The organism is Pseudomonas rosaeacicularis (genome assembly GCF_057128745.1).
The window spans coordinates 43072-70054 of the sequence record NZ_JBSKHT010000008.1; the positions used below are offsets into that span (position 1 = coordinate 43072).

General features: G+C 57.6%; 28 protein-coding genes. 11 read left to right on the forward strand and 17 right to left on the reverse strand.

Going from position 1 to position 26983, the window contains the following annotated elements; translation table 11 throughout:
- Positions 1–26: 26 nt before the first annotated feature.
- A complete protein-coding gene (locus tag ACWKWM_RS11775; protein ID WP_483846313.1) occupies positions 27–1925 on the reverse strand; it encodes a potassium transporter Kup in 1899 nt (632 codons plus the stop codon).
- Between the two features lie 268 nt (positions 1926–2193).
- Here ACWKWM_RS11775 and rimO point away from each other — a divergent pair, with 268 nt between their 5' ends.
- Entirely contained in the window at positions 2194–3531 is a 1338-nt protein-coding gene (gene rimO, locus ACWKWM_RS11780; RefSeq protein ID WP_483846314.1) for a 30S ribosomal protein S12 methylthiotransferase RimO, read from the forward strand.
- A gap of 130 nt (positions 3532–3661) precedes the next feature.
- Positions 3662–4117: a GNAT family N-acetyltransferase gene (locus ACWKWM_RS11785; RefSeq protein ID WP_483846315.1), complete on the forward strand. Its 456-nt coding sequence runs from the start codon at positions 3662–3664 to the stop codon at positions 4115–4117.
- Positions 4118–4215: 98 nt separating this feature from the next.
- Here ACWKWM_RS11785 and ACWKWM_RS11790 read toward each other — a convergent pair whose 3' ends face one another.
- On the reverse strand, positions 4216–5211 hold the full coding sequence (locus ACWKWM_RS11790) for an alpha/beta fold hydrolase (RefSeq protein ID WP_483846316.1): 996 nt from the start codon (positions 5209–5211) through the stop codon (positions 4216–4218).
- 178 nt (positions 5212–5389) lie between these two features.
- Here ACWKWM_RS11790 and ACWKWM_RS11795 point away from each other — a divergent pair, with 178 nt between their 5' ends.
- The 3 genes from ACWKWM_RS11795 to tsaA all read left to right on the forward strand — a co-directional run bounded on the left by ACWKWM_RS11795 (position 5390) and on the right by tsaA (position 7355).
- Positions 5390–6100 carry an rRNA pseudouridine synthase gene (locus ACWKWM_RS11795; protein ID WP_483846317.1) on the forward strand — a complete coding sequence of 237 codons (711 nt, stop codon included), beginning with the start codon at positions 5390–5392 and terminating at the stop codon, positions 6098–6100.
- Positions 6101–6171: 71 nt separating this feature from the next.
- Entirely contained in the window at positions 6172–6633 is a 462-nt protein-coding gene (locus ACWKWM_RS11800) for a YehS family protein (protein WP_483846318.1), read from the forward strand.
- A 17-nt stretch (positions 6634–6650) separates the two neighbouring features.
- Positions 6651–7355: a tRNA (N6-threonylcarbamoyladenosine(37)-N6)-methyltransferase TrmO gene (tsaA, locus tag ACWKWM_RS11805; RefSeq protein WP_483846319.1), complete on the forward strand. Its 705-nt coding sequence runs from the start codon at positions 6651–6653 to the stop codon at positions 7353–7355.
- A 209-nt stretch (positions 7356–7564) separates the two neighbouring features.
- Here tsaA and fpr read toward each other — a convergent pair whose 3' ends face one another.
- Positions 7565–8344, reverse strand: coding sequence for a ferredoxin-NADP reductase (gene fpr / locus ACWKWM_RS11810; RefSeq protein ID WP_483846320.1), 780 nt, complete (start codon positions 8342–8344; stop codon positions 7565–7567).
- A gap of 121 nt (positions 8345–8465) precedes the next feature.
- On the opposite strand from fpr, the gene ACWKWM_RS11815 reads away from it, so the two are divergent.
- Positions 8466–9392, forward strand: a complete 927-nt coding sequence (locus tag ACWKWM_RS11815) for a LysR family transcriptional regulator (protein ID WP_483846321.1) — start codon at positions 8466–8468, stop codon at positions 9390–9392.
- Here the strand turns inward: ACWKWM_RS11815 and ACWKWM_RS11820 are convergent, their stop codons facing one another.
- Positions 9393–9761 carry a diacylglycerol kinase gene (locus ACWKWM_RS11820; protein ID WP_483846322.1) on the reverse strand — a complete coding sequence of 123 codons (369 nt, stop codon included), beginning with the start codon at positions 9759–9761 and terminating at the stop codon, positions 9393–9395. It lies immediately after the preceding gene.
- Positions 9762–9866: 105 nt separating this feature from the next.
- On the reverse strand, positions 9867–10514 hold the full coding sequence (erdR, locus tag ACWKWM_RS11825) for a response regulator transcription factor ErdR (RefSeq protein WP_483846323.1): 648 nt from the start codon (positions 10512–10514) through the stop codon (positions 9867–9869).
- Between the two features lie 226 nt (positions 10515–10740).
- Between erdR and ACWKWM_RS11830 the strand changes: the two genes are divergently transcribed.
- A complete protein-coding gene (locus ACWKWM_RS11830) occupies positions 10741–11661 on the forward strand; it encodes a DMT family transporter (RefSeq protein WP_483846324.1) in 921 nt (306 codons plus the stop codon).
- On the opposite strand, the gene ACWKWM_RS11835 is transcribed toward ACWKWM_RS11830, so the two are convergent.
- The gene (locus tag ACWKWM_RS11835) at positions 11645–12355 is read right to left on the reverse strand and encodes a tRNA-uridine aminocarboxypropyltransferase (protein WP_483846491.1); all 711 of its coding nucleotides are present in this window, start codon (positions 12353–12355) and stop codon (positions 11645–11647) included. The genes ACWKWM_RS11830 and ACWKWM_RS11835 overlap by 17 nt on opposite strands.
- A 218-nt stretch (positions 12356–12573) precedes the next feature.
- Between ACWKWM_RS11835 and ACWKWM_RS11840 the strand changes: the two genes are divergently transcribed.
- Positions 12574–12993 (forward strand): quorum-sensing-regulated virulence factor family protein, encoded by a 420-nt coding sequence (locus tag ACWKWM_RS11840; protein WP_483846325.1) that lies wholly within the window; start codon positions 12574–12576, stop codon positions 12991–12993.
- 487 nt (positions 12994–13480) lie between these two features.
- Positions 13481–14599: an LOG family protein gene (locus ACWKWM_RS11845; RefSeq protein WP_483846326.1), complete on the forward strand. Its 1119-nt coding sequence runs from the start codon at positions 13481–13483 to the stop codon at positions 14597–14599.
- Positions 14600–14632: 33 nt separating this feature from the next.
- Here the strand turns inward: ACWKWM_RS11845 and recX are convergent, their stop codons facing one another.
- The 4 genes from recX to ACWKWM_RS11865 all read right to left on the reverse strand — a co-directional run bounded on the left by recX (position 14633) and on the right by ACWKWM_RS11865 (position 17009).
- Positions 14633–15100: a recombination regulator RecX gene (gene recX, locus ACWKWM_RS11850; protein WP_483846327.1), complete on the reverse strand. Its 468-nt coding sequence runs from the start codon at positions 15098–15100 to the stop codon at positions 14633–14635.
- A gap of 8 nt (positions 15101–15108) precedes the next feature.
- Positions 15109–16170: a recombinase RecA gene (gene recA, locus ACWKWM_RS11855; protein WP_483837826.1), complete on the reverse strand. Its 1062-nt coding sequence runs from the start codon at positions 16168–16170 to the stop codon at positions 15109–15111.
- 86 nt (positions 16171–16256) lie between these two features.
- Entirely contained in the window at positions 16257–16757 is a 501-nt protein-coding gene (locus ACWKWM_RS11860; RefSeq protein WP_483846328.1) for a CinA family protein, read from the reverse strand.
- 105 nt (positions 16758–16862) lie between these two features.
- Complete coding sequence (locus tag ACWKWM_RS11865; protein ID WP_483846329.1) at positions 16863–17009, reverse strand: hypothetical protein; 147 nt, start codon at positions 17007–17009, stop codon at positions 16863–16865.
- Between the two features lie 260 nt (positions 17010–17269).
- Here ACWKWM_RS11865 and mutS point away from each other — a divergent pair, with 260 nt between their 5' ends.
- A complete protein-coding gene (gene mutS, locus ACWKWM_RS11870) occupies positions 17270–19837 on the forward strand; it encodes a DNA mismatch repair protein MutS (RefSeq protein ID WP_483846492.1) in 2568 nt (855 codons plus the stop codon).
- Between the two features lie 240 nt (positions 19838–20077).
- Positions 20078–20401, forward strand: coding sequence for a ferredoxin FdxA (fdxA, locus tag ACWKWM_RS11875; protein WP_483837823.1), 324 nt, complete (start codon positions 20078–20080; stop codon positions 20399–20401).
- Between the two features lie 548 nt (positions 20402–20949).
- Here fdxA and rpoS read toward each other — a convergent pair.
- From rpoS to fghA, 7 genes are all read right to left on the reverse strand, one after another.
- Complete coding sequence (rpoS, locus tag ACWKWM_RS11880) at positions 20950–21954, reverse strand: RNA polymerase sigma factor RpoS (RefSeq protein WP_483846330.1); 1005 nt, start codon at positions 21952–21954, stop codon at positions 20950–20952.
- 107 nt (positions 21955–22061) lie between these two features.
- The gene (locus tag ACWKWM_RS11885) at positions 22062–22931 is read right to left on the reverse strand and encodes a peptidoglycan DD-metalloendopeptidase family protein (protein ID WP_483846331.1); all 870 of its coding nucleotides are present in this window, start codon (positions 22929–22931) and stop codon (positions 22062–22064) included.
- 189 nt (positions 22932–23120) lie between these two features.
- Complete coding sequence (locus ACWKWM_RS11890; RefSeq protein WP_483846493.1) at positions 23121–23756, reverse strand: protein-L-isoaspartate(D-aspartate) O-methyltransferase; 636 nt, start codon at positions 23754–23756, stop codon at positions 23121–23123.
- A gap of 41 nt (positions 23757–23797) precedes the next feature.
- A complete protein-coding gene (gene surE / locus ACWKWM_RS11895) occupies positions 23798–24547 on the reverse strand; it encodes a 5'/3'-nucleotidase SurE (protein ID WP_483846332.1) in 750 nt (249 codons plus the stop codon).
- A complete protein-coding gene (truD, locus tag ACWKWM_RS11900; RefSeq protein ID WP_483846333.1) occupies positions 24535–25593 on the reverse strand; it encodes a tRNA pseudouridine(13) synthase TruD in 1059 nt (352 codons plus the stop codon). Before truD ends, surE begins: the two co-directional genes overlap by 13 nt.
- Positions 25590–26063 carry a 2-C-methyl-D-erythritol 2,4-cyclodiphosphate synthase gene (ispF, locus tag ACWKWM_RS11905; RefSeq protein ID WP_483846334.1) on the reverse strand — a complete coding sequence of 158 codons (474 nt, stop codon included), beginning with the start codon at positions 26061–26063 and terminating at the stop codon, positions 25590–25592. The genes truD and ispF overlap by 4 nt, the downstream gene beginning before the upstream one ends.
- Before the next feature lie 52 nt (positions 26064–26115).
- Complete coding sequence (fghA, locus tag ACWKWM_RS11910; protein ID WP_483846335.1) at positions 26116–26967, reverse strand: S-formylglutathione hydrolase; 852 nt, start codon at positions 26965–26967, stop codon at positions 26116–26118.
- Positions 26968–26983 lie beyond the last annotated feature (16 nt).

A 26983-nucleotide genomic window follows, 5' to 3' on the forward strand; every position in this document is an offset into this window, starting at 1 on the left:
GGGATTTTTTTATCGTCAGCTGAGCGTCACATCTCTACCTGAGTACCCAGTTCGATCACCCGGTTGAACGGCAGTTTGAAAAATCGCAGATTGCCGTTAGCGTTCTTCAACATGAAGGCAAACAAACCTTCACGCCAGCGTGCCATCCCCACCAGCTTGGAAGACACCACGGTCTCGCGGCTCAGGAAGTAGGTGGTTCGCATGGGGCTGAAATCCAGCTCCGGCAAGTGACACAGTTTCAGCGCGGCCGGTACGTCAGGCTCGTCGATGAAGCCAAAATGCAGGATCACCCGGAAGAACCCTTCGCCATATGCCTCCACCTCAAAACGCTCGGACGCAGGCACTCGCGGACTGTCCTCATACACCACCGTCAACAGCACCACTTGCTCATGCAACACCTGGTTGTGCAGCAAGTTATGCAACAGCGCATGCGGGACGGCATCTGGTCGGGCGGTTAGAAACACAGCAGTACCCTGAACACGATGAGGCGGCTGCACACGAATACTGCTGATGAAAATCGGCAGCGGCAGACCGCCTTCATCGATACGCTCAACCAGCAACTGCTTCCCGCGCTTCCAGGTGGTCATCAGGATGAACAACGCGATCCCGGCAATGAACGGGAACGCGCCGCCCTGGAATATTTTCGGCACGTTGGCTGCGAAGAACAGGCCATCCACCAGCAGACAGCCCACCAAGATTGGCACAGCCAGTAATGGCGGCCATTTCCACAACAGCAGCATTACCGACGACACCAGGATCGTGGTGCAGAGCATCGTGCCGGTTACCGCCACGCCGTACGCAGAGGCCAAGGCCCCGGACGATTCGAACCCCAGCACCAGCAGAATGACGCCGACCATCAACGACCAGTTCACTGCGCCGATGTAGATCTGGCCCTGAGCATCACTGGACGTGTGCTGAATGAACATACGCGGGATGTAACCCAACTGAATCGCTTGCAGGGTCATAGAAAACGCGCCGGAAATCACCGCCTGTGAGGCAATAACCGTGGCCAGCGTAGAAAGCGCGATCAACGGCAGCAGAGCCCAACTCGGCGCCAGCAGATAGAACGGGTTGCGCACCGCTTCAGGGTCCTGCAACACCAGCGCACCCTGGCCGAAATAGTTGAGCACCAAGGCTGGGAGCACCAGCGCGAACCAGGCACGGGAAATCGGCTTGCGCCCGAAGTGGCCCATGTCCGCGTACAAGGCTTCGGCACCGGTCAGCGCCAGCACCACAGCGCCGAGGATCGCCACGCCAATGCCGGGGTGCACGATGAAGAAGCGCACGGCCCACATTGGGTTCACCGCATGCAGCACTTCGGGCTGCTGCATTATCCCGTACACGCCCAACACCCCGAGCACGACGAACCACGTCACCATCACCGGACCAAAAAGGATACCGATGCGCGCCGTGCCGTGGCGCTGGATCAGGAACAAGCCCACCAGCACCACCAACGAGATCGGCACCACCCAGCGTTCAAGCCCGTCGAACGCCAGCTCCATGCCTTCAATGGCCGACAACACCGAAATGGCCGGGGTGATCATGCTGTCGCCATAAAACAGCGCCGCGCCGAACAGGCCGAAGACGATCATCGCCGATTGCAGTTTGGGGTATTTGGCAGTTGCTCGCCGCGCCAGCGCGGTCAGGGCCATGATCCCGCCCTCGCCCTGGTTGTCTGCGCGCAGGACAAATGCCATATATTTGAAGGAAACGACCCAGATCAGCGACCAGAAAATCAACGAGAGAATGCCCAATACCCCGTCATGGCTGACCTGCACGCCATAGCCGCCGCTGAACACTTCCTTGAGCGTATAAAGCGGGCTTGTGCCGATGTCGCCATACACCACACCAACCGCTGCTACCAGTAAACCCAATGGTTTGGCGGACTGATGTCCGGCTTCTGCCGAACTGCTTGCGTGACCCATTTACCACTCCTGAAACCGTGACTCGAGCGTCGCGATAGCGCGCTGAGAGATTGACCCACGCCCTACCGTTAAATTCAGATGCCCCCCGTAGCTCTGGCTGCGGGTGCAACGCGGCGAAGCATAGCGCAGCACTCGTCGTAATTCTCGGTATAACACTGGTCAATCGCGCGACTCATCGCTAGAATTGCGCACTTTTTGATCAGAGGCGCACCAAGCGCCCAGTCAGTGTCTCGGCCAACAGCCTGGGCACACTAAGCCGAGGTTAGTCATGTCCATCGTTACCACGCCTTCCGCCCCGAAGGTAGGATTCGTTTCCCTTGGGTGCCCGAAAGCACTCGTCGACTCCGAACGCATCCTCACCCAACTGCGTATGGAAGGCTACGAAGTCGTGCCGACATACGAAGACGCTGACGTCGTGGTGGTCAATACCTGCGGGTTCATAGACAGCGCCAAGGCAGAATCGCTGGAAGTCATCGGTGAGGCCCTGGCTGAAAACGGCAAGGTCATCGTGACCGGTTGCATGGGCGTGGACGAAAGCGTCATCCGCAACGTTCACCCCAGCGTGCTGGCAGTGACCGGTCCGCAGCAATATGAGCAAGTGGTCAACGCCGTACACGACGCCGCCCCGCCCAACCTCAATCACAATCCGCTGATCGATCTGGTGCCGCCACAAGGCATCAAGCTGACTCCGCGTCATTACGCGTATTTGAAGATTTCCGAAGGCTGCAACCACAGTTGCAGCTTCTGCATCATCCCGTCGATGCGCGGCAAACTGGTCAGCCGACCGGTGGGCGACGTGCTCGACGAAGCACAGCGTCTGGTCAAAGCAGGCGTCAAAGAGCTGCTGGTGATCTCTCAGGACACCAGCGCCTACGGCGTCGACATCAAGTACCGCACCGGTTTCTGGAACGGCGCTCCGGTGCGCACCCGCATGACCGAGCTGTGCCAGGCGCTCAGCACTTTAGGCGTCTGGGTCCGCTTGCACTACGTTTACCCGTACCCGCACGTTGATGAAATCATTCCATTGATGGCCGCTGGCAAAATCCTGCCGTACCTGGACATCCCGTTCCAGCACGCCAGCCCCAAGATCCTCAAGCTGATGAAGCGTCCGGCTTTCGAAGACAAGACCCTGGCGCGTATCAAAAACTGGCGCGAGCAGTGTCCGGATCTGGTGATTCGCTCGACGTTCATCGTCGGCTTCCCGGGCGAGACCGAAGAAGACTTCCAATACCTGCTGGACTGGCTGACCGAAGCGCAGCTTGATCGCGTCGGTTGCTTCCAGTACTCGCCTGTTGAAGGCGCGCCGGCCAACCTGCTGGATGCGGCAATCGTTCCGGACGATGTTAAACAGGAGCGCTGGGATCGCTTCATGGCCCACCAACAGGCCATCAGCGCCGCGCGCCTGCAGATGAAGATCGGCAAGGAAATCGAAGTGCTGATCGACGAAGTGGACGAGCAAGGCTTCGTCGGCCGTTGCTTCTTTGACGCCCCGGAAATCGACGGTAGCGTTTTCGTTGAAAGCGACAAGAACCTCAAGCCTGGCGACAAAGTGATGTGCCGCGTGATTGATGCCGATGAGTACGACCTGTGGGCTGAGACGATTTGATCTAAAGGTCGGATCGGCTCTACAGTTGATCTCAGCGACACCAACCCCGCCCTTCAAACGGCGGGGTTAGTTTTTTATGGCTATCGTGAAACTTCAACGTCCTCATCTCAGTCACGGGAGAGCCGGTAACATGCCCCACCATTCGGTCATCTATCTGCCGAAAGCTTATGACTACCCGGAAATCACCCGGGTCTGGGAGGATTCAGTTCGCGCCACCCACGACTTCCTCCCCGACATCTACATCGCTCTATTAAAGAACCTGTTGCTGACTCAGTACCTGGACGTGGTCAACCTGATCTGCCTGCGCGATTCTGACCTCAAGATCACAGGTTTTGCCGGCACCACCGTCGGCAAGCTCGAAATGCTGTTCATCGCGCCTGAATGTCGAGGCCAAGGGCTGGGGAAGAAGCTGCTGGACTACGCCATAGAACATTTCAATATCAACCAGCTCGATGTCAACGAACAGAACCCGCAAGCCTTGGGCTTTTACGTCAAGCAAGGATTTGAGGTCATTGGCCGCTCCGAAGTGGATGGGCTGGGAAGACCTTATCCGATGCTGCGGATGAAGTTGCGTCAACCGAGGTAATCCTGTTGGAGCGAGGCTTGCCCGCCAAGGGGGTGTGTCAGTCGATCACCCTGTCATTGACCCACCGTATTCGCGGGCAAGCCTCGCTCCAACAAGCGTTAATGCTTCAGGTTTTTTATCAACACCCGATTGAACTGCTCCGGGTCCTGAATCTGCGGCGCATGACCAAGGCCTGCGAACTCCACCAGCGTGGACTGCGCAATACGCTTGGCGACCGCTTTGCCCAATTCAGGATAATTGCCGAGCTCCTTGCGCAATGCTTCTGGCGCGGCATCCTTGGCGATGGCGGTGTTGTCCTTCTGACCAATGAGCAACACGGTCGGCATCTTCAACTTTTCAAAGTCGTAGAACACCGGCTGATTGAAGATCATGCCGTAGGTCTGCGCCGATGCACGCGCGACTTCTTCCTTGCCCTTGCCATTGAACATCCCCGCCTGCATGTCCACCCAGTGATCGAATTCCGGGCGCCATTCATTGGCGTAATACGTCGATTGCTGATACTTGCGAATGCTCTCGGCGTTGGTCTTCAGTTCACGCGCATACCAGTCATCGAAGCTGCGATCCGGAACGCCCTTGGCTTTCCAGTCTTCCAGACCAATCGGGTTGACCAGCATCAGCTGATCCACCTGCTCGGGGTACAACAGCGAGAACCTCGTCGCCAGCATGCCCCCCATGGAATGCCCGACCACGGTCACGTGATCGATACCCAAATGGGTCAGCAGCGCTTGGGTGTTCTGCGCGAGCTGTTCGAAGGTGTAGCTGTAATCGGCAGGCTTGCTCGAACGGCAGAAGCCGATCTGATCGGGCGCCACCACACGATAGCCGGCTGCGCTCAGCGCTTTGATAGTGCCTTCCCAGGTCGCGCCGCAGAAATTCTTGCCGTGCAACAACACCACACTGCGGCCGTTCGACGAACCAGTTGGCTTGACGTCCATATAACCCATCTGAACGTTCTTACCTTGGGACTCAAAGCTGAAATTCTGCGCCGCGAAAGGATATTCAAACCCCTCAAGTTGCGGCCCATAAGTGGGTTTCTCGGAGGCCATCAGCGGCAGGCTGAGGGTCAAAAGCAATGCGGGAAGCCATTTGGCCATGTCCAAACTCCGGGGTCGAAAGTGTCGGGGATGAGCAGCAGACCACAGCCAGCCGCGATGCTCCCGTAATAAATCCCCAGAATGGACGTCCATCTGCCGTGCATTTTCAATGTGGCCGCGATTAACGGTGCTTGCACGGGTACAATAGGCGCCTTTCCTCTTTGTAACGGCTTTTCTCATGACTGACCCCATTCGCCTTTCCAAACGCCTGATTGAACTGGTCGGCTGCTCCCGTCGGGAGGCCGAGCTGTTCATTGAAGGTGGCTGGGTCACTGTTGACGGCCAGGTTATCGAAGAGCCGCAGTTCAAGGTCGAGAATCAAAAAGTCGAACTCAGCCCGGATGCCAAGGCTGATGCGCCTGAGCCGGTGACCCTGCTGCTGAACAAACCAGCCGGCATGGCCGACGACGTCGCCTTGGCGTTGATCACACCCGGCACACTGTCCGCAGATCACAGCTTCAGTAAGCGCCCGCTCAAAGGTCACTTCCTGCGTCTGGAGGCTATATCGACGATGCAGGCCAACGCCAGCGGCCTGATGATCTTCAGCCAGGACTGGAAAATCCTGCGCAAACTGACCGATGACCGCAGCAAGATCGAGCAGGAATACGTCGTTGAGGTTTCTGGAGACATGGTCGCCCACGGTCTCAATCGCCTGAACCACGGCATGACCTACAAGGGCAAGGAATTGGCCAAGGTCAAAGCCAGCTGGCAGAACGAAACCCGCCTGCGCTTTGCCATGAAAAACCCGCAGCCGGGCGTGATTGCCCAACTGTGCGAAGCGGTCGGATTGAAAGTCGTTTCAGTACGCCGGATCCGCGTCGGTGGCGTGTCGATCGGCAAGGTGCCAGAAGGCCAATGGCGATACATGACCGACAAAGAGAAGTTCTAACACCAGCCCCCTTTCAGTGATGCGCGCACCTTCGCGCGCCGCTTAACCCGATTGATCAGGACACCAGCACCATGATGAACAACGATGTACTGCGTAGCGTTCGCTACATGCTTGATATCAGCGACGCCAAAGTCGTGGACATCATCAAGCTCGGCGGCCACGACGTTACCAAGGCTGACGTGATTGCGTTCACCAAGAAAGATGAAGAAGAAGGCTACGAGCCGTGCAGCGACGAGATCATGGCGTCCTTCCTCGACGGCCTGGTGTTCTTCAAGCGCGGTAAGGATGAAAGCCGCCCTGCGGTCGCCACCGAACTGCCGATGACCAACAACACCGTTCTGAAAAAGCTGCGTGTGGCCTTCGAACTGAAGGAGGAAGACATGCACGCGATCCTCAAGGCCGCTGAATTCCCGGTCTCCAAACCTGAACTTAGCGCGTTGTTTCGCAAGTTCGGCCACAACAACTACCGCGCCTGCGGCGACCAGTTCCTACGCAACTTCCTTAAGGGTCTGACCCTGCGCGTACGTACCTGACGGCTGCTGATCTCGCAATGACTGACACTTTTAACGTCTCCCCTGTGGGCTACGTTCGGTCGTGCTTCAAAGAGAAGTTCGCCATCCCGCGCCAGCCTCAATTGGCACCGGCTGCCCGCGGCGTGTTGGAGTTGGTAGCGCCGTTTGATCAGGGCGATGCGGTGCAGGGCCTTGAGCACGTCAGTCACGTCTGGCTGCTGTTTGTGTTTCATCAGGCGCTGGAGGACAAGCCACGCTTGAAAGTGCGCCCTCCACGCCTCGGCGGCAATCAGTCCATGGGCGTTTTCGCGACGCGGGCGACTCATCGTCCCAATGGCATCGGCCAGTCCGTGGTCAAGCTGGACAAAATCGAGGCCGGGAAGCTCTGGCTGTCCGGCATTGATTTGCTGGATGGTACGCCGGTGCTGGATATCAAGCCGTATGTGCCTTACGCCGATGTCATCAGTGAAGCGACCAATACCATGGCCAGCGGCGCGCCGACATTGATTGCCGTGGAATGGGAGGTGGCGGCGCTGGCTCAAGCTCGCGAACACGGCTTGCGTTTGAATGAGCCCATGGTTGAGTTGATCGAGCAATGCCTGGCGCAGGACCCACGTCCGGCGTATCAAACACCTGCGCCAGAGCGCCGCTACGGCGCGCAGTTCTGGGATGTGGATGTGCGATGGCATTATCCGCAGCCGGGCCTGATACAGGTGTTGGAGGTGGTGCTGGCGGGTCACTGATTCCCACGCAGCGCCCCAGATCTTCGCCAACAAAAAAACCGCCTGGTCCGTGACCTCCAGGCGGTTTTTTTGTCAGACACGGAACGTGAAATACACATTCCCCCTGTAGGAGCCGCCGAAGGCTGCGAGCAAATCGAATCGATAAACACCATTCAGGTCTTATCGTAGCCTTCGGCAGCTCCTACAAAGTTCGGTGGCGTTCGCCGAAATTACTTCTCTACAAACGCCCGCTCAATCAGGTAATCACCCGGCTCGCGCATGCGTGGCGAAACAGTCAGACCGAAGCTGTTGAGCACTTCGCTGGTTTCATCGAGCATGCTCGGGCTACCGCACAGCATGGCGCGGTCGTCTTGCGGGTTGATCGGCGGCAGACCAATGTCGGTGAACAGCTTGCCGCTGCGCATCAGATCCGTCAGGCGGCCTTCGTTCTCGAACGGCTCGCGGGTAACGGTCGGGTAGTAAATCAGTTTGTCGCGCAGCGATTCACCGAAGAATTCGTTCTGCGGCAGGTGCTCGGTGATGAACTCGCGGTAGGCGACTTCATTCACGTAGCGCACGCCGTGGCAGAGGATGACTTTCTCGAAACGCTCATAGGTTTCCGGGTCCTGAATCACGCTCATGAAGGGCGCCAGACCGGTCCCGGTGCTGAGCAGATAAAGGTGCTTGCCAGGCTTGAGGTCATCAAGCACCAGCGTGCCCGTAGGCTTTTTGCTGATGATGATCTCGTCGCCTTCCTTCAAGTGCTGAAGTTGGGAGGTCAGCGGACCGTCCGGCACCTTGATGCTGAAGAACTCGAGATGCTCTTCCCAGTTTGGGCTGGCGATCGAGTAGGCACGCATGAGCGGGCGCCCGTTAGGCTGCTGCAGACCGATCATGACGAATTGACCGTTCTCGAAGCGCAGGCCTGGATCACGGGTGCACTTGAAACTGAAGAGTGTGTCGTTCCAGTGATGAACGCTGAGGACACGCTCGTGATTCATGTTGCTCATGGTACGTGGGAACTCCTGAAATAAGCCTGCGCAGGTGAATGCGCCATTGCGCGACATTCTAGTGGCAGACACAATATCTGTTAACTGAATTATTAAGATATGGGTTATCGGTTATATAGATATGCGATTTACTCTTCGTCAGCTCCAGGTCTTCGTCGCCGTCGCCCAGCAGGAAAGCGTTTCCCGTGCTGCGGTGCTGCTTTCTCTCTCGCAATCGGCGGCCAGTACGTCGGTCACTGAACTGGAGCGCCAATCCAGCTGCCAGTTGTTTGATCGGGCCGGTAAGCGCTTGAGCCTCAATGCCACTGGTCGGCAACTGCTCCCGCAGGCCGTTGCCCTGCTAGATCAGGCCAAGGAGATCGAAGACCTGCTTAACGGCAAGTCAGGTTTCGGCTCACTGGCGGTCGGCGCCACCCTAACCATCGGCAATTACCTGGCGACGCTGTTAATCGGCAGTTTCATGCAGCGTCACCCGGAAAGCCAGGTGAAACTGCATGTTCAAAACACGGCCAACATCGTGCAGCAAGTGGCTCATTACGAAATAGACTTGGGGCTGATCGAAGGCGATTGCAGTCACCCGGACATCGAAGTGCAGACATGGGTGGAGGACGAATTGGTGGTGTTCTGCGCGCCACAGCATGCGCTCGCCAAACGGGGTAAAGCGAGCCTGGAAGAGCTGACCCGCGAAGCCTGGATTCTGCGCGAGCAAGGCTCCGGCACCCGGTTGACCTTCGATCAAGCGATGCGCCACCACCTCAATAGCCTGAACGTGCGCCTTGAGCTGGAGCACACCGAAGCGATCAAGCGCGCAGTGGAATCAGGTTTGGGGATTGGTTGTATTTCACGCCTGGCGTTGCGCGATGCGTTTCGACGGGGAAGTCTGGTGGCGGTGGAAACACCGGAACTGGACCTGGTGCGGCAATTTTATTTCATCTGGCACAAGCAGAAATATCAGACATCGGCGATTCGCGAATTCCTCGACCTGTGTCGCTCATTCACCGCGGGTGTGCGCCGCAGCGATGAGATTGTTCTGCCCAGCATCGCGTGATCAGCCGAGCAGAATCAGTAACCAGACCGCTCCGATCATCGTCAGTGCCACGAACTGGGCGGCGCTGCCCATGTCTTTTGCGTTCTTGGACAGCGGGTGGCGATCCAGAGAAATCCGGTCGATGGCGGCTTCGATGGCCGAGTTCAGCAGCTCGACAATCAGCGCCAGCAAGCAGACTGCGATCAACAAGGCCCGCTCTACCCGGCTGACATTCAGCAGGAACGAAACAGGGATCAGAATGACGTTGAGCATGACCAACTGACGGAACGCAGCCTCACCCTTGAAAGCAGCAGTCAGGCCATCGAGCGAATAACCCGATGCGTTAAGAATACGTTTAAGGCCGGTTTGGCCTTTGAAGGGCGACGACATAAATAAGGCTACTAATAATGAGGACGAGGGAGGCTAGTTCAGAGGCAGTCAAAAAAGTGTGAAGACGACCTGCGAATCGCCCGCAAACACTGGATGTAAAGCCTGTCAGTTGGGCGAAATAGATTCCAATTGTTGCAACAGCAGCGCGGCTTGGGTGCGGGTGCGAACGTTGAGTTTGCGGAATATCGCTGTAACGTGAGCCTTGATGGTTGCTTCCGAAACGCTCAGCTCATAGGCAATCTGCTTGTTCAGCAAACCCTCGCACACCATGGTCAGCACGCGAAACTGCTGTGGCGTCAAGCTGGCCAGACCTTGACTCGCCGCCTTGGCTTCCGGCGAAACACTGATCGTTTCATTAACCTGTGGCGGCCACCAGACATCGCCGTCGAGTACAAGACGGACCGCCTGCTGAATGGTCTCGAGTGAACTGGACTTGGGAATGAAACCGCTGGCGCCGAACTCTCTTGACTTCACGACCACCGACGCTTCTTCCTGGGCCGAAACCATGACTACAGGCACCTGAGGATATTGCCCGCGTAACAGGACCAATCCGGAAAACCCGTACGCACCTGGCATGTTCAAATCAAGCAGGACCAAATCCCAATCCGACTTCTCGTTCAGACGCGCTTCCAGATCAGCGATGCTCTCGGCTTCCACCAGCCGCGCATCGGGTCCAAGGCCCAGCGTCAGTGCTTGGTGCAAAGCGCTGCGAAACAGCGGATGGTCATCGGCGATCAGGATGTCGTAAGTCATTTCGTGATCCTGTTTTTATAGCGACGGCTGAAGGATTCAGCCATCGCGATGGCATTCGGAAATGCCAACACATACACACTGCGCCAACGGGGCGCATTCAACGCCAGAGAGGCAATAAACGGCGTTCAAGTAGTCACGCGGCGCCAAGGATGCCCAGCGAAACCGGGGTGGTCAAGTTTGGCGCTTTGCGGCAAAGTCTGCGACCCCAGACCTGTCGAGCCACACCATGAGAAAAAAAGCCCTTCGCGCCGATCTGCTGATGCTGCTCACTGCCATGATCTGGGGTGCCGGCTTCGTTGCGCAGATGGCGGGCATGGACCACATAGGGCCCTACCTGTTTTCCGGATTGCGTTTTGCGTTGGGCTCGCTTTGCCTGCTGCCGCTTATTTTGCGCCGTCCTGCCAACGAGCCGCCGCCAGAACCGCTGCTGACCCGCGGACTGCTACGAGGCGGCGTGATCATGGGCATTGCGTTGGCGCTGGGCATCAACCTTCAGCAAGTGGGCCTTCTATTTACCAGTGTGACCAACTCAGGGTTCATCACCGGTTTGTATGTGATTGTAGTACCGCTTCTGGGGCTGATGCTGGGGCATAAAACCGGTGTCGGGATCTGGATTGGCTGTGCACTGGCCGTAATGGGCATGTTTTTGCTCAGTGTCGGCGACAACTTTCACGTCGCCTCGGGTGACTGGCTGCAACTGATTGGCGCGTTCATTTGGGGCGGGCATGTGGTGCTGGTGGGCATATTTGCAAGCCGTCACGATCCCATCCGTCTGGCGTTTCTGCAGTTTGTCACCTGCGCGGTAGTCAGCCTGTTGCTGGCAGTCTGCTTTGAACCCATCGAGCTCGCTTCGATTATCAGTGCCATGCCTGCACTGCTTTTCGGCGGCGTCGTCGCAGTGGGCATCGGCTACACGCTGCAGGTCGTGGCTCAAAAAGATGCCATCGCCTCTCATGCGGCCATCATTTTCTCGATGGAAGCCGTATTTGCCGCCATTGCTGGCGCCTGGCTGCTGGGTGAATCGCTGCAAATGCGCGGATACGTGGGGTGCGCGTTGATGCTAGCCGGGATGCTATTGGCGCAGTTGTGGCCACGCAAAGACGTTGAGCACGTTGCCAATACCAACGCGCTTATAGAAAAGCCTTGAGATGGGTGTGCGAAGCGTCGTCCAGATTGATCGGTCGCTGGAACTTCGCACCCAGATAATGCGCAGTGAACACGTCCAGATAGGCGTCGAGCACGCCTGCTGCGACGTTGTCACCGGCCAACTCCAGGCACAGTGCCGCCACTTCGGCAGTACAAAAATGGTCGTCGCGCTTGGAGCGCCGCAAGCGGTAGCGCGACATCTGCTCAGGCGCCAGACTCAGCACCGGAAGCCGATCAAGGTAGGGACTTTTGCGAAACATCTTGCGGGCTTCGTTCCATGTGGCGTCCAGCAGAATGAATAACGGGCGCCTGCCCTCCTCGACTTGGACCTCCGTCACCACCCGCTCCGGCGCCACGAACTCCCCCGGGAAAACAATATAAGGCTGCCACTGCGGATCGCTGAGCAATGCGAGCAAGTGTGCGTCCACGTCAACGCGTGACCAGCCGAAGGCCTCGGTATCTTTGATCACGTCAGCGATCAGCCAGCCGGTATTGGTCGGTTTGAGCGGTTCGGTGTCGTACATCAACAGGCACATGGCGGAACTGGCTTGAACGGTCGGTTTCCACGCGCACAGACAGTAGCTGTCGATAACCCTGCAGCCCGAACAGCGAGGTGCGCGCGATCCCCTTGCGATGAAAGGCTTGGTACTGCGTGCCAGACGCTCGGCACGCAGGCGGGAGACGGCGTGGCTCATTGCGTCATCAGCCATGAGCAATTCATCAGGAAAAGGATGCGCATCGGGGGTAAAGGCTCAGGTGAAAAAGTCGGCGGATTCTAGCAGACCCGTCGCACTGACTGGTGTCCGGACCGGCGACTCACCTATACTGCGGCGCTTGAAAAGCACCAGTGCCGCCAGTGAACGCCTGCACCTATGTTGGGTCCAACGCCCATTCACTGAACCAGGAGAATTTAATGCTGCGCCTCATCGCCCCTACCCTCACGCTTTTACTCGTCGCTCCACTTTGCGCCCAGGCGGCGTCTAAGCAGGATTTCGAACTGAGCAAAATGCTGGAAACAGTTGCGAAGGAAAGCAGCGTCGGTACCCCTCGAGCCATTAACGAAGACATTCTGGATCAGGGCTACACCGTTAATGGCAAGGAGCTGATCAACCATCTGAGCGTGCAATCAGGTCAGGCGCAGCAAATGCGTACCAACCCGGACGCCGTGCGAAATCAGTTGGGAAATAGTGTCTGCCACAACGCCGGGTTTCGCCAGTTGATGGCTAAGGGCGCAACGCTCAAGTATCAGTTCTCTGAGTACAAGACCAACCGCCCTATCACCAGCCAGGTTTTTACCGGTGCTGACTGCGCCGCGAAACCCGCCAAGAAGTAATTCGTCAGACCCATGGTTGACTGCGCCCGACTAAGATATCCGGAGCGCATGTCAGCCAGCAGCGCCTGCATGCAACACCGCCATCTCCCTCCTGACGCCCACCGCCGCACGCGCTCTGCTCAAGGGTGGCGTGATTGCTCTTCGCTGGCTCGGTCAACTCACGCTACACCTGTTGATCCACTTCTGCATCCCTGCAAGCTTGCGCGGCTGTTGCCTGAGCAGAGGTAATGGGCACATCATCGATGACACCGACCGTTAGTGGTCGTTGGTCCCCTTGAATAGTCGGCAGGCAAATGGGAATTGCCTGAACACGTCACCCAACGTAAATTTTCTTTAAACCCAGGACAAAGGCAGAATCAGTGTGGATGAGCGTGGCATTTCATCCGTGCGCGCCTTCACCATAAGAGGCTGCCAGCAGCGATGCATGATGCGTCGCGATCCTTCCCTAACAGACGGATCGAAGATTCTGCAGAAGGAGAAAGCTTGAATGCCTTATGAACCCAATGATGTGCTGTCTTCCCATTTTCAAAGCAATGGCGCTGAGCTCGTCGGCAAGATAGAAGAGCAAATCAATCGAGTAGCGCCCAACAGCCCTAACATCGGCCTGTACCGCGACATGATGCTGACCGTCATGCGCATGGCTCAGGATGATCGCAATCGCTGGAACGCCAAAATCACATTGCAGGCGCTGCGCGAACTGGAAAACGCCTTTCGCGTGCTGGATGCGTTCAAGGGCCGGCGCAAGGTGACTGTTTTTGGCTCCGCACGCACTCCTCGCGAGCACCCCGTCTACGCACTGGCGCAAGAACTGGGCGCCAAGCTTGCTGCCTCGGACTTGATGGTCATCACCGGCGGAGGGGGCGGCATCATGGCTGCCGCGCACGAGGGCGCCGGTCTGGATCACAGCCTGGGCTTTAATATCACCCTGCCGTTTGAACAACACGCCAACGCAACCGTCGATGGCACCGACCACTTACTGCCGTTCCACTTCTTCTTCACTCGCAAGTTGTTCTTCGTCAAGGAAGCGGATGCGTTGGTCCTTTGCCCTGGCGGCTTCGGCACACTGGATGAGGCGCTGGAAGTCCTCACCCTGATCCAGACCGGGAAAAGCCCGCTGGTGCCGATCGTTTTGCTGGACGCACCGGGTGGGACGTTCTGGAAAGGCGCGCTTGAGTTCATCAAGCAAGAGCTGGAAGGCAACCATTACATCCTGGCCGCCGACATGAACCTGCTCAAACTGGTTTACAGCGCAGATGAAGCGGTCGACGAAATTAATCAGTTCTACGGTAACTTTCACTCAACCCGCTGGCTGAAGAAGAAGTTCGTCATCCGCATGCGCCACGCTCTAAATGAAGGGGCATTGGCCCATATGCATGACGCATTCGCCGACCTGCGCCTGAATGACGACTTTCATCAGCATGTGTATTTGGGTGAGGAGCACGATGACGTTCAGTTCAGCCTCCTGACGCGCTTGGCGTTCAGCTTCAACGGCCGAACCCAGGGACGCTTGCGCGAATTGGTGAACTTCATCAACCAATCAGAGAATTGGGTGAAGGCATCCCAATCGGACGCCGTTCAGACCCGTGAGCCGTTGCGGGAAACTTGAAGCATGGACGCTTGGCAGGCGATAGCGCTTGCCTCAGTCGTCCATTCTGCGGCCGCTCAACAAGCGGCCGATCATTTCCAGCGAGTACCCACGATACGTAAGAAACCGCCCTTGCCTGGCGCGCTCGCGTATATCGGCAGGTAACTGCCCGGAAAACTTTCGGCGCCAGGTTTCTTCGAGGTTTTCCTGCCAGTCGATACCGCACTCTCTTAACGCATGCTCGATATCGGCGCGCTGTAAACCTCGCTGGCCGAGCTCTTCACGAATACGCAAAGGGCCATAACCCGAACGGGCACGGTACGAGACAAAACTTTCGAGATAACGGGATTCGGAGAGCAGCCCCTCTTCCGTCAGACGGTCAAGAGCAGCTTCGATCAATTCAGGAGGGGCGCCGCGCTGACGCAACTTGCGCGTCAGCTCGACCCGACCGTGCTCGCGGCGTGCGAGCAGGTCCATTGCAGTGCGCCGTATGGCGACGGGTGTATCCAGTACAGCAGACATAGACGTGATCAGATGTCGGCGTCTTCGACTTCAGCCAAATCGTCCTGAGGAACACGGGTCGATTGAGCCTTGACGTCCGGCGCGGCGGTCAGCAGTTTTTCGCGGATCTGCTTCTCGACGGTAGCGCCAATCTCAGGGTTGTCCTGCAGGAACTTGGCCGAGTTAGCCTTGCCCTGACCGATCTTGCTACCCTGATAGCTGTACCAGGCGCCTGATTTCTCCAGGAAACCATGAAGCACACCAAGGTCGATGATTTCGCCGTTACGGTAGATGCCTTTGCCGTAGAGAATCTGGAACTCAGCCTGACGGAACGGCGGAGCCACTTTGTTCTTCACGACCTTGACGCGGGTTTCGCTACCAACGACTTCATCACCCTCTTTCACCGCGCCGGTGCGGCGGATATCGAGGCGGACCGAAGCGTAGAACTTCAGTGCGTTACCACCGGTGGTGGTTTCTGGACTACCGAACATCACACCGATCTTCATACGGATCTGGTTGATGAAGATGACCAGGCAGTTAGCGTTTTTGATGTTACCGGTGATTTTACGAAGTGCCTGGGACATCAGGCGGGCCTGCAGGCCGACGTGCATGTCGCCCATTTCGCCTTCGATCTCGGCCTTGGGCACCAGTGCTGCAACGGAGTCGACAACGATGACGTCGATGGCGTTGGAACGCACCAGCATGTCAGTGATTTCCAGCGCTTGCTCACCGGTGTCCGGCTGCGAAACCAGCAGGTCGTCGACATTGACGCCAAGCTTGAGGGCGTATTCAGGGTCGAGGGCGTGTTCCGCATCGACGAAAGCGCACGTTGCGCCCATTTTCTGGGCTTCGGCGATCACTGAAAGAGTAAGAGTGGTTTTACCGGAAGACTCAGGACCGTAGATTTCCACGATCCGGCCTTTTGGCAGGCCGCCGATACCCAATGCGATATCGAGACCGAGCGAGCCGGTGGAGATAGAAGGAATAGCCTGGCGGTCATGGTCACCCATGCGCATTACGGCACCTTTGCCGAACTGACGCTCGATCTGACCCAAGGCCGCAGCCAAGGCTTTCTTCTTGTTGTCGTCCATTGAAGTCCTCACGTAATAATTTGGGGCCTGACGGCCGACACAACTGTATAAGTAGACAGTATTATTCCACAGGGTTCAGCGCGCGCCTACCCCCGGTTTGGTATTTCTCCAGAGGCAAGCTGTATCAGCCCCTCTAGCGCGGCCTTCACCGTTTGTCGGCGGACCGCATCCCGGTCGCCGTCGAACTGCCAGCGCCTGGTGTGTAACTGTTGACCCGCGCCCCAGCAAATCCACACCGTACCGACGGGTTTGTCAGGCGAGCCGCCATCCGGACCTGCGACACCACTGACCGCCACTGCAAATTGCGCAGCGCTTTTTTCAAGTGCGCCAAGGACCATTGCTTCCACGACTTCCCGACTGACGGCGCCCACTGACTGAAACAATCGGCTCGGCACATCCAGTTGCTGAGTCTTCTGAGCATTGGAGTACGTCACGTAGCCTGCTTCAAACCAGGCAGAACTGCCGGAAATGCGGGTGATGGCCTCTGCAATGCCGCCGCCGGTGCAAGACTCGGCGGTGGTCACTTGAGCGCCGGATACCTGCAAGGATCTACCCAATGTCGCAGCCAGTTGCGAGATCTCATCCACAACGCGTGTTCCTGTAGGGGTGGGTAAAAACGATACCGTACACGAGGCAGATTCTGGTGCAAGGCTTGGAACGGCTACCTCGGTAACCGCTCGCTGACAGCCCACCTACGCAGGTTCCTTTTCTTCGGTGCGTGCTTTTTGAGGGCAGGGTTTTCTGACAGTTTCAATGACGGTTTCGTTCGGACGACGCTTGGCTTCCTCCAGAGGGATGAAGCGCCCATTCACCGAATCTCGTCCGCGTTTTCTCTTCATAAAAAATCCTTTTGATATGAGCCGCCTGTAATTGGCGGCGGTTGCGATAGCCTAGCCAGCAATGAGCGAAAAATATCGATTTGAAATGAAGGGTGACGATTGCAGCGATTCGGCGCCCCTCAGGGGCGCGTGTTAACCTTGCGCCCATCGCAAAAGCAATCGGACATGTCGACGGCCCACGTAGGTGGTATTCCCGTCTGCTGTCCCATATTTGCCTCAATCTCCCAACGAATTTGCCTAAATACCTGATGAATAAAGCAATTTCCGATCTCTCCGCACACACCCCGATGATGCAGCAGTACTGGAAGCTAAAAAACCAGCATCCGGATCAGTTGATGTTCTACCGCATGGGCGACTTCTACGAGATCTTCTACGAAGACGCAAAGAAAGCCGCCAAGCTGCTGGATATCACGCTGACTGCTCGCGGCCAGTCGGCAGGCCAAAGCATCCCCATGTGCGGCATCCCGTACCACGCGGCCGAAGGCTATCTGGCGAAACTGGTCAAGCTGGGCGAGTCGGTGGTGATCTGCGAGCAGATCGGCGATCCGGCGACCAGCAAAGGCCCAGTCGATCGGCAGGTGGTGCGGATCATCACGCCGGGCACCGTCAGCGACGAAGCCCTGCTCGACGAGCGCCGCGACAATCTCATTGCTGCAGTACTGGGCGATGAACGCCTGTTCGGCCTGGCCGTGCTGGACATCACCAGCGGCAACTTCAGCGTGCTGGAAATCAAGGGCTGGGAAAACCTGTTGGCGGAACTGGAGCGAATCAACCCGGTTGAGCTATTGATTCCGGATGACTGGCCTCAGGGCTTGCCTGCCGAGAAACGTCGCGGCGCTCGTCGTCGGGCGCCTTGGGATTTTGAGCGTGACTCGGCGCACAAAAGCCTGTGCCAGCAATTCTCGACTCAGGATCTGAAAGGGTTTGGCTGCGAGAACCTGACACTGGCGATCGGAGCAGCCGGTTGCCTGCTGGGCTACGCCAAGGAAACCCAGCGCACAGCCCTGCCGCATTTGCGCAGCTTGCGCCACGAGCGTCTAGACGACACGGTGGTGCTGGATGGCGCCAGTCGGCGCAACCTGGAGCTGGACACCAACCTGTCCGGCGGCCGCGAGAATACGTTGCAGTCAGTTGTCGATCGCTGCCAGACCGCCATGGGCACACGCCTGCTCACACGTTGGCTCAATCGCCCGCTGCGAGACCTGAAAATCCTCCAGGCGCGTCAGCAGTCGATCACATGCCTGCTAGAACATTATCGCTTTGAGAAACTGCAGCCGCAGCTCAAGGAGATCGGTGACATCGAGCGAATCCTGGCGCGGATCGGCCTGCGCAACGCCCGCCCTCGCGACTTGGCCAGATTGCGTGACGCACTCGGCGCGCTGCCAGAGCTGCAACTGGCCATGATCGACCTGGACACCCCGCATCTGCAGCAATTGGCATCGACCACCAGCACCTATCCGGAACTGGCCGATTTGCTGCAGCGCGCCATCAATGATAATCCGCCCGCCATCATCCGTGACGGTGGAGTACTGAAAACCGGCTACGACGCTGAACTCGACGACCTGCAATCGCTGAGCGAAAACGCCGGCCAGTTCCTGATCGATCTGGAAACCCGTGAAAAAGCACGCACCGGCCTGTCACATCTGAAAGTCGGTTACAACCGCGTGCACGGTTACTTTATCGAGCTGCCAAGCAAGCAAGCCGAACAGGCGCCTGCTGATTACATTCGGCGCCAGACGCTTAAAGGCGCCGAGCGCTTCATCACGCCAGAACTCAAGGAATTTGAAGACAAGGCCCTCTCTGCCAAGAGCCGTGCGCTGGCGCGGGAGAAGATGCTCTATGAAGCGCTGCTCGAAGACCTGATCGGCCACCTTGCGCCTCTGCAGGACACCGCAGCGGCACTGGCGGAACTGGACGTGCTGAGCAATCTGGCCGAGCGTGCATTGAATCTGGACCTGAACTGCCCGCGCTTCGTCGATGAGCCCTGCATGCGCATCGAGCAAGGTCGTCATCCTGTCGTTGAACAAGTGCTCGCTTCACCGTTTGTGGCCAACGATCTGGCGCTGGACGACAACACGCGCATGCTGGTCATAACCGGCCCGAACATGGGCGGTAAATCGACCTACATGCGCCAGACGGCACTGATTGTTCTGTTGGCGCATATCGGCAGCTACGTGCCGGCGGCCAGTTGCGAGCTGTCGTTGGTGGACCGGATTTTCACGCGGATCGGCTCAAGCGATGACCTCGCAGGCGGTCGTTCGACGTTCATGGTGGAAATGAGCGAGACCGCCAACATCCTGCACAACGCGACCGACAAGAGCCTGGTGCTCATGGACGAGGTCGGACGCGGCACCAGCACCTTCGACGGTTTGTCTCTGGCCTGGGCAGCGGCGGAATGCCTGGCGCAACTGCGTGCCTACACGCTGTTTGCGACGCACTATTTCGAATTGACCGTATTGCCAGAAAGCGAGCCATTGGTGGCAAACGTGCATCTCAATGCCACGGAGCACAACGAGCGCATCGTCTTTCTTCATCGTGTCTTGCCCGGCCCTGCCAGCCAGAGTTACGGTTTGGCAGTGGCGCAACTGGCGGGGGTCCCCTCCAAGGTCATCAGCCGCGCCAAAGAGCACCTGCATCGGCTCGAAACCACCAGCCTGCCCCACGAACAACCCAAGGCGAAACCCGGCAAGCCGGCCATTCCGATGCAAAGCGACCTGTTTGCAAGTTTGCCGCACCCTGTTCTTGAAGAGCTGTCGAAGGTCAAAGTCGACGACATGACACCGCGTCAGGCATTGGACTTGTTATACGCATTGCAAACACGGCTCTAACGAGAATCGTAACAAGCTGCTAGAATCCCGCGCGGTTTGGGATGCTGTGAGCTTTTAGCCTGGCTTCATAGAAAATCCGAGCCGCGTTTAAACGCAGCGAACCAGGGTCGAGCAGTGCAGCTTGGGCAAACAGCCAGCGCTGCTTGGCAAAAGCTGGGTTTTAAACGGCCGGGGGACTTCCCGAACCTAGCAGCCCCGCGTGTAGGGCTTTGCTGCCGCCGCCTGAGGAGAGAATTAGAAATGACCTTCGTCGTCACCGACAACTGCATCAAGTGCAAGTACACCGACTGCGTAGAAGTATGTCCGGTGGACTGCTTCTACGAAGGCCCGAATTTCCTGGTGATTCACCCGGATGAGTGCATCGATTGTGCACTGTGCGAGCCTGAGTGCCCGGCCAACGCGATTTTCTCGGAAGATGAAGTGCCCGCAGGCATGGAGAACTTTACAGAATTGAACGCCGAGCTGGCGGACATCTGGCCGAACATCACCGAACGCAAAGATGCGTTGCCTGATGCTAAAGAGTGGGATGGCAAGACCGGCAAGATTGCTGATCTGGAACGCTGATTCAAAGCGGCATCAGCAAAGGGCCTTAGCGGGCCCTCTGTGCGTCAAGGGCATTCAACACTTTTTCGCAGGCGAAAAAAGGGGCGGTATGACCCGCCCACATTTTTTCCATAATCCCTTTAATCCATTTCATCATCCTGATGAATCGCATCCTGCGATGTCCTTGAGCAGTCCTCCTTGACCGCTTGCGTCGATCCCTCGACACAGTTCTGATATTAGTGGTTTGAGCGCTGCACGCAACCACCCAAACTTTTCAAAACAAGACGCGCGCTCAGGTCGAAAAAATTAAATAGCCTTTGAATTCAAATAGATAGGAATCGTCCTACTTCCTACCCGCCTAAAACTTTCCCCCTGACACTAATATCGCTTACATCACGAGTAAGAGATGGCTTACAGGCGAAGTCAGAACACGACGCTATGCCGGTTTATATGAACTCCGGCATCCAAAACCCGTCGAGGTAGACGCCCATTTTTTTCCGCGCGTTGTGGGACACAGGCATAAAAAAACCCCGAATAGTCGGGGCTTTTTACATTGGGCGGTCAGCTCATCACTGGAACAGCGACTCACTCGACAACCCGTTTTTTTCAAGAATCTCACGCAGACGCTTGAGACCTTCAACCTGAATCTGCCTGACGCGTTCCCGAGTCAGACCAATTTCCAGACCGACATCTTCCAGCGTGCTGCTCTCGTGTCCACGCAAGCCAAAACGCCTTACCACGACTTCGCGTTGTTTATCGGTGAGCTCCGAAAGCCACTGGTCAATGCTCTGCGAAAGATCATCGTCCTGCAGCAGCTCGCACGGATCGGTTGGGCGATCATCCGTCAGCGTGTCAAGCAGGGTTTTGTCCGAGTCCGGCCCCAGGGAAACATCTACCGACGACACCCGCTCGTTCAGACCCAGCATGCGTTTGACTTCGCCCACCGGCTTTTCAAGCAGATTGGCAATTTCTTCGGGAGAGGGTTCGTGATCGAGCTTTTGCGTCAACTCGCGTGCCGCACGCAAGTAGACATTGAGTTCTTTGACCACATGAATCGGCAGCCGGATGGTCCGGGTCTGGTTCATGATGGCGCGTTCGATGGTCTGGCGAATCCACCAGGTTGCGTATGTCGAGAAACGGAAACCACGTTCCGGATCAAACTTTTCGACCGCCCGAATCAGCCCGAGGTTGCCCTCTTCGATCAGGTCCAGCAGTGACAGGCCACGATTAACGTAACGTCGGGCGATCTTCACAACCAGTCGCAGGTTGCTTTCGATCATGCGCTTGCGCCCGGCCGGACATCCGCTTTGCGACAGACGCGCAAAGTGGACTTCCTCTTCCGGGGACAGCAGAGGAGAGAAACCAATTTCATTGAGATACAGCTGAGTGGCGTCGAGCGCCCGCGTGTAGTCGATGTACTTGTGTTGCTTGAGCGCTGTGGAGTTTTTGGCCTTGGCACGAACAGAAGGTGCAGCTGGCTTCTTGTCCGATGCCGAATCCAGAACGATTGCGTGCTCCATCAGGAGTACTTCGTCGTCTATGTCAAACTCCGGCGCTTCTTTGCTGAGAGCCATTGTTATAGTCCTTTGGTGAGTTCGACCTCAAGCTCTAGCGGCGCCTGTGTTTTCCCTGGCAACGCTTGAGCCTGTTCCTTCTACGGCAGGAACAGGCTGACAACTGATCAACGACGCGGCAAAAATTCCAGTGGATCAACAGGTTTACCCTGGCGGCGAATCTCAAAATGCAGTTTCACCCGGTCAGTACCCGTCGACCCCATCTCGGCAATTGTTTGCCCGACTTTGACCTGCTGCCCCTCCCGAACCAACAGCCTACGGTTGTGACCGTAAGCACTGACGTAGGTATCGCTGTGTTTGATGATGATTAACTCGCCGTAGCCCCGCAAACCACTCCCGGCGTAAACCACCGCACCATCAGACGCAGCCAAAACAGGCTGTCCCAAATCCCCAGCGATATCAATTCCTTTATTCAAACTACCGTTTGAAGAGAATTTGCCGATCAAAATGCCATTTGTTGGCCATGCCCAGCCGCTTGCCGACTTCACTCCGGCGATGACTGGCGTGGTCGCCGGGGTCGTTGCAACCGGAGGTACAACCACCGGCGTCACCCCGACAGGACGGGAGATAACCGTCGTTTTCAAGGACCCCGATGGCGATGTCGTGCTGGACGTAGTGGTCTGCGGCGCTGCAGCAATGACGCTGCCCGAAGAACTTGAGCGGCCATCAAAACGGATGGTCTGGCCCACGTGAATGGTGTACGGGTCCGGGACGCTGTTGCGCGCAGCCAGCGCTTTCCAGTCCCAACCGTAACGAAAGGCAATGGAAAACAGCGTGTCGCCACGCTTGACCACGTACTGTCCGGTGGTGACCGGCTGGCGCTGTGGTGCAATCGCTTTGCCGTTGCGATCAACGACGCGCACGCCGCCTGAAGGGGTACTGGAACAGCCGACCAACAGGACACTGAGGGCAATGCCAGTCATCAGCCGCTGAAAACTTGTTGAAGACATACGCTGCCGAATGACTGTGAGACTCACCCGCCACTCCCTTTACTGGTGACTGAATTGAAGCTGCCCGATATGCCGAATGTACGGCAGACAGCTTGACGATTACTGGTGTAGACACGCATTGCGACGATTACCGGCACATAAGTCCTGCCACACGCCAAAATGCCAGCCTGTAGACAGACGGTATCAAGGAGAATTCAGTACTCATTGAAACGAGCACTAGGCCAAAGGTCCGTTGAGCAATGGTACAAAGCGCACAGCGCCCAAGACGTGTCGGGAAAACCCGTTTTCTTCACGAATGATCAGCATCAATTGTTGTACCTCACCCGACCCCACCGGAATCACCAATCGCCCGCCCGGCGCCAGCTGATCGAGCAGTGCCTGGGGCACATCGGTCGCCACCGCCGTCACGATGATGCCGTTATAGGGCGCCAGCGCCGGCCAGCCTTCCCAGCCATCCCCCCAGCGAAAAACCATATTGCGCAGATTCAGCTCGAGCAGTCGCTCCTTCGCCCGGTCCTGCAGAACCTTGATCCGCTCCACTGAAAAGACGCGCTCGACCAGCTGTGCCAGCACTGCGGTCTGATAACCCGAGCCGGTGCCAATCTCTAGGACCTTGTCCAACGGGCCAGCCGCCAGCAACAGCTCGCTCATGCGAGCCACCATATAGGGCTGGGAGATGGTCTGGTTATGGCCGATCGGCAAAGCGGTGTCTTCATACGCGCGATGGGCCAGTGCCTCGTCGACGAACAAATGCCGGGGCGTTTTTCGGATCACGTCCAGTACTTGCGCGTTGGATACGCCTTCTTCATAAAGCCGTTGAATCAAACGCTCGCGCGTGCGTTGGGAGGTCATCCCCACGCCGCGACGCAGCAGGTCATCTTGTTCACGCGACATCAGGCCATTCCCTCAAGCCAAGCGTTCAGGCTGTTGAAACCGTCCTGATAGGTCCGATCCAGCTGCAACGGGGTAATCGATACATAACCTTGTAAGACAGCATGAAAATCAGTGCCCGGACCGCCGTCTTCGGCATCGCCCGCGGCTGCGATCCAGTAACCGGCCCTGCCACGCGGATCGACGACGCGAACCGGCGCGGCCGCTCGGGTACGGTGGCCAAGACGGGTCAGCTGAATACCACGGATGTGTTCGAGCGGCAGGTTTGGAATATTCACGTTCAATACGGTGCGCGGTGGCAGATCGAGAAGCTCATGCGCCTGGACCAGCAAGCGGGCGTAATGAGCAGCTGTTGCAAGGTTATCGACCTGACGCGACAAAAATGAAAAGGCAAATGAAGGACGTTGTAAAAAACGACCTTCCAGCGCAGCCGCCACTGTGCCTGAATACAGCACATCGTCGCCCAGGTTGGCGCCCAGGTTGATCCCCGAGACCACCATGTCGGGCTCAACGTCCAGCAGGCCATTGAGCCCGAGATGGACGCAGTCGGTAGGCGTGCCGTTGACGCTGATGAAACCGTTGTCCAGCGTGTGGGGATGCAACGGGCGGTCGAGCGTCAGCGAACTGCTCGCGCCGCTTTTGTCTTGATCGGGGGCGACGACTACGCACTCGGCATAATCAGCCAACGCACCATAGAGCGCGGCGATACCGGGTGCAGTGACCCCATCGTCATTTGAAATCAGAATACGCATGAGCTATCCGTCTGCCCCACCGGCGCCAGATCGACGAGTTCGCGCACCAAAACAGTGGCGAAGCATCCGGCCGGTAGAACGAATTCCAGTTGCAGAATGTCAGGCTCGGGATAATGCCACGTCAACTGCCCAATGGGCAGTCGCAGGATGCGCCGTTCGTGCTCCATCCCCGCTCTGATCAGCCAGTCACGCAGGGCCGACTCATCGCCAGCAATGGAGTTTTCAAGATCGGCGGTCACCCCTGAAGCGGGCGAATCACCCTCGCCCCATTGCGGGCCAGTCGGGTGCAGGTCGAGGATTGCCAGTCGCGGATCGCTGCACTCCGCCTCACCTGCCGGGAAGAAACTGCGGCTGTCGGTAAACGCCAGCAGATCACCCACTTGCGCACGCTGCCAACTGCCATCGGCAACGCGTGCCGCCAATACTTTATTGAACAGGTAACTGCGGGCCGTTGAGAGCAATCGCGATCGCACATTGCGCTGTTCAGGCAACGCCTTGCGTTCGGCGTACTGCCGCGCTTCCCCGACGTTGCCACCTTCGTGACCAAAACGCTGGGCGCCGAAATAGTTGGGAATGCCGTGCTGCTTGATCGACTCAAGCCGGGCGTCCAGCGCTGCGGTGTCAGCCTGCAATTGCGTCAGGCGCAGGGTAAAACCATTGGCCGCATGGGCGCCGCGCTGCAACTTGCGCTTGTGGCGGGTGCTTTTGATTATCTTGAGGGTGTCGTTTTCGGCCGCGGACAGGTCTGGATCAGCCTTGCCAGGCAACTGAATGCTGAACCACTGCCGGGTCAGCGCCTGTCGGTCCTTCAGCCCGGCATAACTTACGGTGCGCAATTGCACGCCAGCCGCCTTGGACAGTCGGCGCGCGGCCTCTTCGGTGTTCAGGCCGCGTTTTTCGACCCACAGCCACAGATGCTCGCCATCGCCAGACAGCGGGATGTCCAGCACTTCATCGACCTGGAAGTCTTCGGCGGTGGCTTTCAATACAGCGCTGCCCAATGCGTCGCCGTAGGCACGCGGTCCCAGCAGTTCGAATTCGGTCATGCGGCAATCAGCAAAGCAACGGCATGAACGGCAATGCCCTCTTCGCGGCCGGTGAAGCCGAGTTTTTCGGTGGTAGTGGCCTTGACGTTGACCTGATCGAGTTCGACCTGCAGGTCAGCGGCAATCAAAGCGCGCATGGCGTCGATGTGCGGGGCCATTTTTGGCGCCTGGGCAACGATAGTCGCGTCGACGTTACCGACTTTCCAACCCTTGGCCTGAACTTGCTTGAGGACGTGACGCAACAGCACGCGGCTGTCGGCGCCTTTGAATTGCGGGTCAGTGTCGGGAAAGTGTTTGCCGATATCGCCAAGTGCAGCCGCGCCCAGCAATGCATCGCTCAAGGCGTGCAGCAGCACGTCGCCGTCGGAATGAGCAAGCAGACCGGACTTGTGCGCAATCCGCACCCCACCCAAGGTAATGAAATCGCCTTCAGCGAAACGGTGCACATCGTAGCCGTGGCCAATACGCATAAAAAAACGCCCTGAAAAAGTCAGGGCGTGATTCTACCTACTTTGTCGAGCATTAGCGCATCAAGGCGCGTGCATGATGTCGCAAGTGGTCTTCGATGAAGCTGGCGATGAAGAAATAGCTGTGGTCATAGCCCGGTTGCAAGCGCAGCTCAAGGGGATGATTGGCGGATTTCGCCGCCTGAACCAGCGCCTCAGGCTTGAGCTGAGTGGCCAGGAAGTCGTCACGATCGCCTTGATCCACAAGGATCGGCAGCTTTTCGGTCGCGTCGGCAATCAGTGCGCAGCTGTCCCATTCACGCCACCGCGCGCGATCGTCGCCCAGATAGTTGGAAAACGCTTTTTGTCCCCACGGGCAATCCATCGGATTGGTGATCGGAGAGAACGCCGACACTGATTTATAGCGACCGGGGTTACGCAACGCACAAACCAACGCGCCGTGTCCGCCCATCGAATGGCCGCTCACACCGCGCAGTTCCGACGCTGGAAAATGGGCCTCAACCAACGACGGCAACTCGCTGACCACATAATCGTACATGCGGTAGTGCCGCGCCCAAGGCTGCTGCGTGGCATTCAGATAAAAACCGGCCCCCAGCCCGAAGTCCCAGGCTTTGTCCGGATCATCCGGAACGTCAGGTCCGCGCGGGCTAGTGTCAGGCGCGACGATGATCAACCCAAGCTCGGCAGCAACGCGATGTGCGCCCGCCTTCTGCATGAAGTTTTCATCGGTGCATGTCAGGCCAGACAACCAGTACACCACCGGCAGCTTGCCGCCCTGCTCCGCTTGCGGTGGCAGGTAAACGGCGAAAGTCATGTCACAGCCGAGCACGTCGGAGTGATGCTTGTAACGCTTGTGCCAGCCGCCGAAGCTTTTCTGGCACGAGATGTTTTCGAGGGTCATGGTCATAGGCTCCGGGCTGCAA

What these genes read in the sequence shown, in the direction of transcription:
- ACWKWM_RS11775 (WP_483846313.1), bottom strand. Translation starts at nt 1,925, where the DNA reads ATGGGTCACGCAAGCAGTTCGGCAGAAGCCGGACATCAGTCCGCCAAA.
- rimO (WP_483846314.1), top strand. Translation starts at nt 2,194, where the DNA reads ATGTCCATCGTTACCACGCCTTCCGCCCCGAAGGTAGGATTCGTTTCC.
- ACWKWM_RS11785 (WP_483846315.1), top strand. Translation starts at nt 3,662, where the DNA reads ATGCCCCACCATTCGGTCATCTATCTGCCGAAAGCTTATGACTACCCG.
- ACWKWM_RS11790 (WP_483846316.1), bottom strand. Translation starts at nt 5,211, where the DNA reads ATGGCCAAATGGCTTCCCGCATTGCTTTTGACCCTCAGCCTGCCGCTG.
- ACWKWM_RS11795 (WP_483846317.1), top strand. Translation starts at nt 5,390, where the DNA reads ATGACTGACCCCATTCGCCTTTCCAAACGCCTGATTGAACTGGTCGGC.
- ACWKWM_RS11800 (WP_483846318.1), top strand. Translation starts at nt 6,172, where the DNA reads ATGATGAACAACGATGTACTGCGTAGCGTTCGCTACATGCTTGATATC.
- tsaA (WP_483846319.1), top strand. Translation starts at nt 6,651, where the DNA reads ATGACTGACACTTTTAACGTCTCCCCTGTGGGCTACGTTCGGTCGTGC.
- fpr (WP_483846320.1), bottom strand. Translation starts at nt 8,344, where the DNA reads ATGAGCAACATGAATCACGAGCGTGTCCTCAGCGTTCATCACTGGAAC.
- ACWKWM_RS11815 (WP_483846321.1), top strand. Translation starts at nt 8,466, where the DNA reads ATGCGATTTACTCTTCGTCAGCTCCAGGTCTTCGTCGCCGTCGCCCAG.
- ACWKWM_RS11820 (WP_483846322.1), bottom strand. Translation starts at nt 9,761, where the DNA reads ATGTCGTCGCCCTTCAAAGGCCAAACCGGCCTTAAACGTATTCTTAAC.
- erdR (WP_483846323.1), bottom strand. Translation starts at nt 10,514, where the DNA reads ATGACTTACGACATCCTGATCGCCGATGACCATCCGCTGTTTCGCAGC.
- ACWKWM_RS11830 (WP_483846324.1), top strand. Translation starts at nt 10,741, where the DNA reads ATGAGAAAAAAAGCCCTTCGCGCCGATCTGCTGATGCTGCTCACTGCC.
- ACWKWM_RS11835 (WP_483846491.1), bottom strand. Translation starts at nt 12,355, where the DNA reads ATGAGCCACGCCGTCTCCCGCCTGCGTGCCGAGCGTCTGGCACGCAGT.
- ACWKWM_RS11840 (WP_483846325.1), top strand. Translation starts at nt 12,574, where the DNA reads ATGCTGCGCCTCATCGCCCCTACCCTCACGCTTTTACTCGTCGCTCCA.
- ACWKWM_RS11845 (WP_483846326.1), top strand. Translation starts at nt 13,481, where the DNA reads ATGCCTTATGAACCCAATGATGTGCTGTCTTCCCATTTTCAAAGCAAT.
- recX (WP_483846327.1), bottom strand. Translation starts at nt 15,100, where the DNA reads ATGTCTGCTGTACTGGATACACCCGTCGCCATACGGCGCACTGCAATG.
- recA (WP_483837826.1), bottom strand. Translation starts at nt 16,170, where the DNA reads ATGGACGACAACAAGAAGAAAGCCTTGGCTGCGGCCTTGGGTCAGATC.
- ACWKWM_RS11865 (WP_483846329.1), bottom strand. Translation starts at nt 17,009, where the DNA reads ATGAAGAGAAAACGCGGACGAGATTCGGTGAATGGGCGCTTCATCCCT.
- fdxA (WP_483837823.1), top strand. Translation starts at nt 20,078, where the DNA reads ATGACCTTCGTCGTCACCGACAACTGCATCAAGTGCAAGTACACCGAC.
- rpoS (WP_483846330.1), bottom strand. Translation starts at nt 21,954, where the DNA reads ATGGCTCTCAGCAAAGAAGCGCCGGAGTTTGACATAGACGACGAAGTA.
- ACWKWM_RS11890 (WP_483846493.1), bottom strand. Translation starts at nt 23,756, where the DNA reads ATGACCTCCCAACGCACGCGCGAGCGTTTGATTCAACGGCTTTATGAA.
- surE (WP_483846332.1), bottom strand. Translation starts at nt 24,547, where the DNA reads ATGCGTATTCTGATTTCAAATGACGATGGGGTCACTGCACCCGGTATC.
- truD (WP_483846333.1), bottom strand. Translation starts at nt 25,593, where the DNA reads ATGACCGAATTCGAACTGCTGGGACCGCGTGCCTACGGCGACGCATTG.
- ispF (WP_483846334.1), bottom strand. Translation starts at nt 26,063, where the DNA reads ATGCGTATTGGCCACGGCTACGATGTGCACCGTTTCGCTGAAGGCGAT.
- fghA (WP_483846335.1), bottom strand. Translation starts at nt 26,967, where the DNA reads ATGACCATGACCCTCGAAAACATCTCGTGCCAGAAAAGCTTCGGCGGC.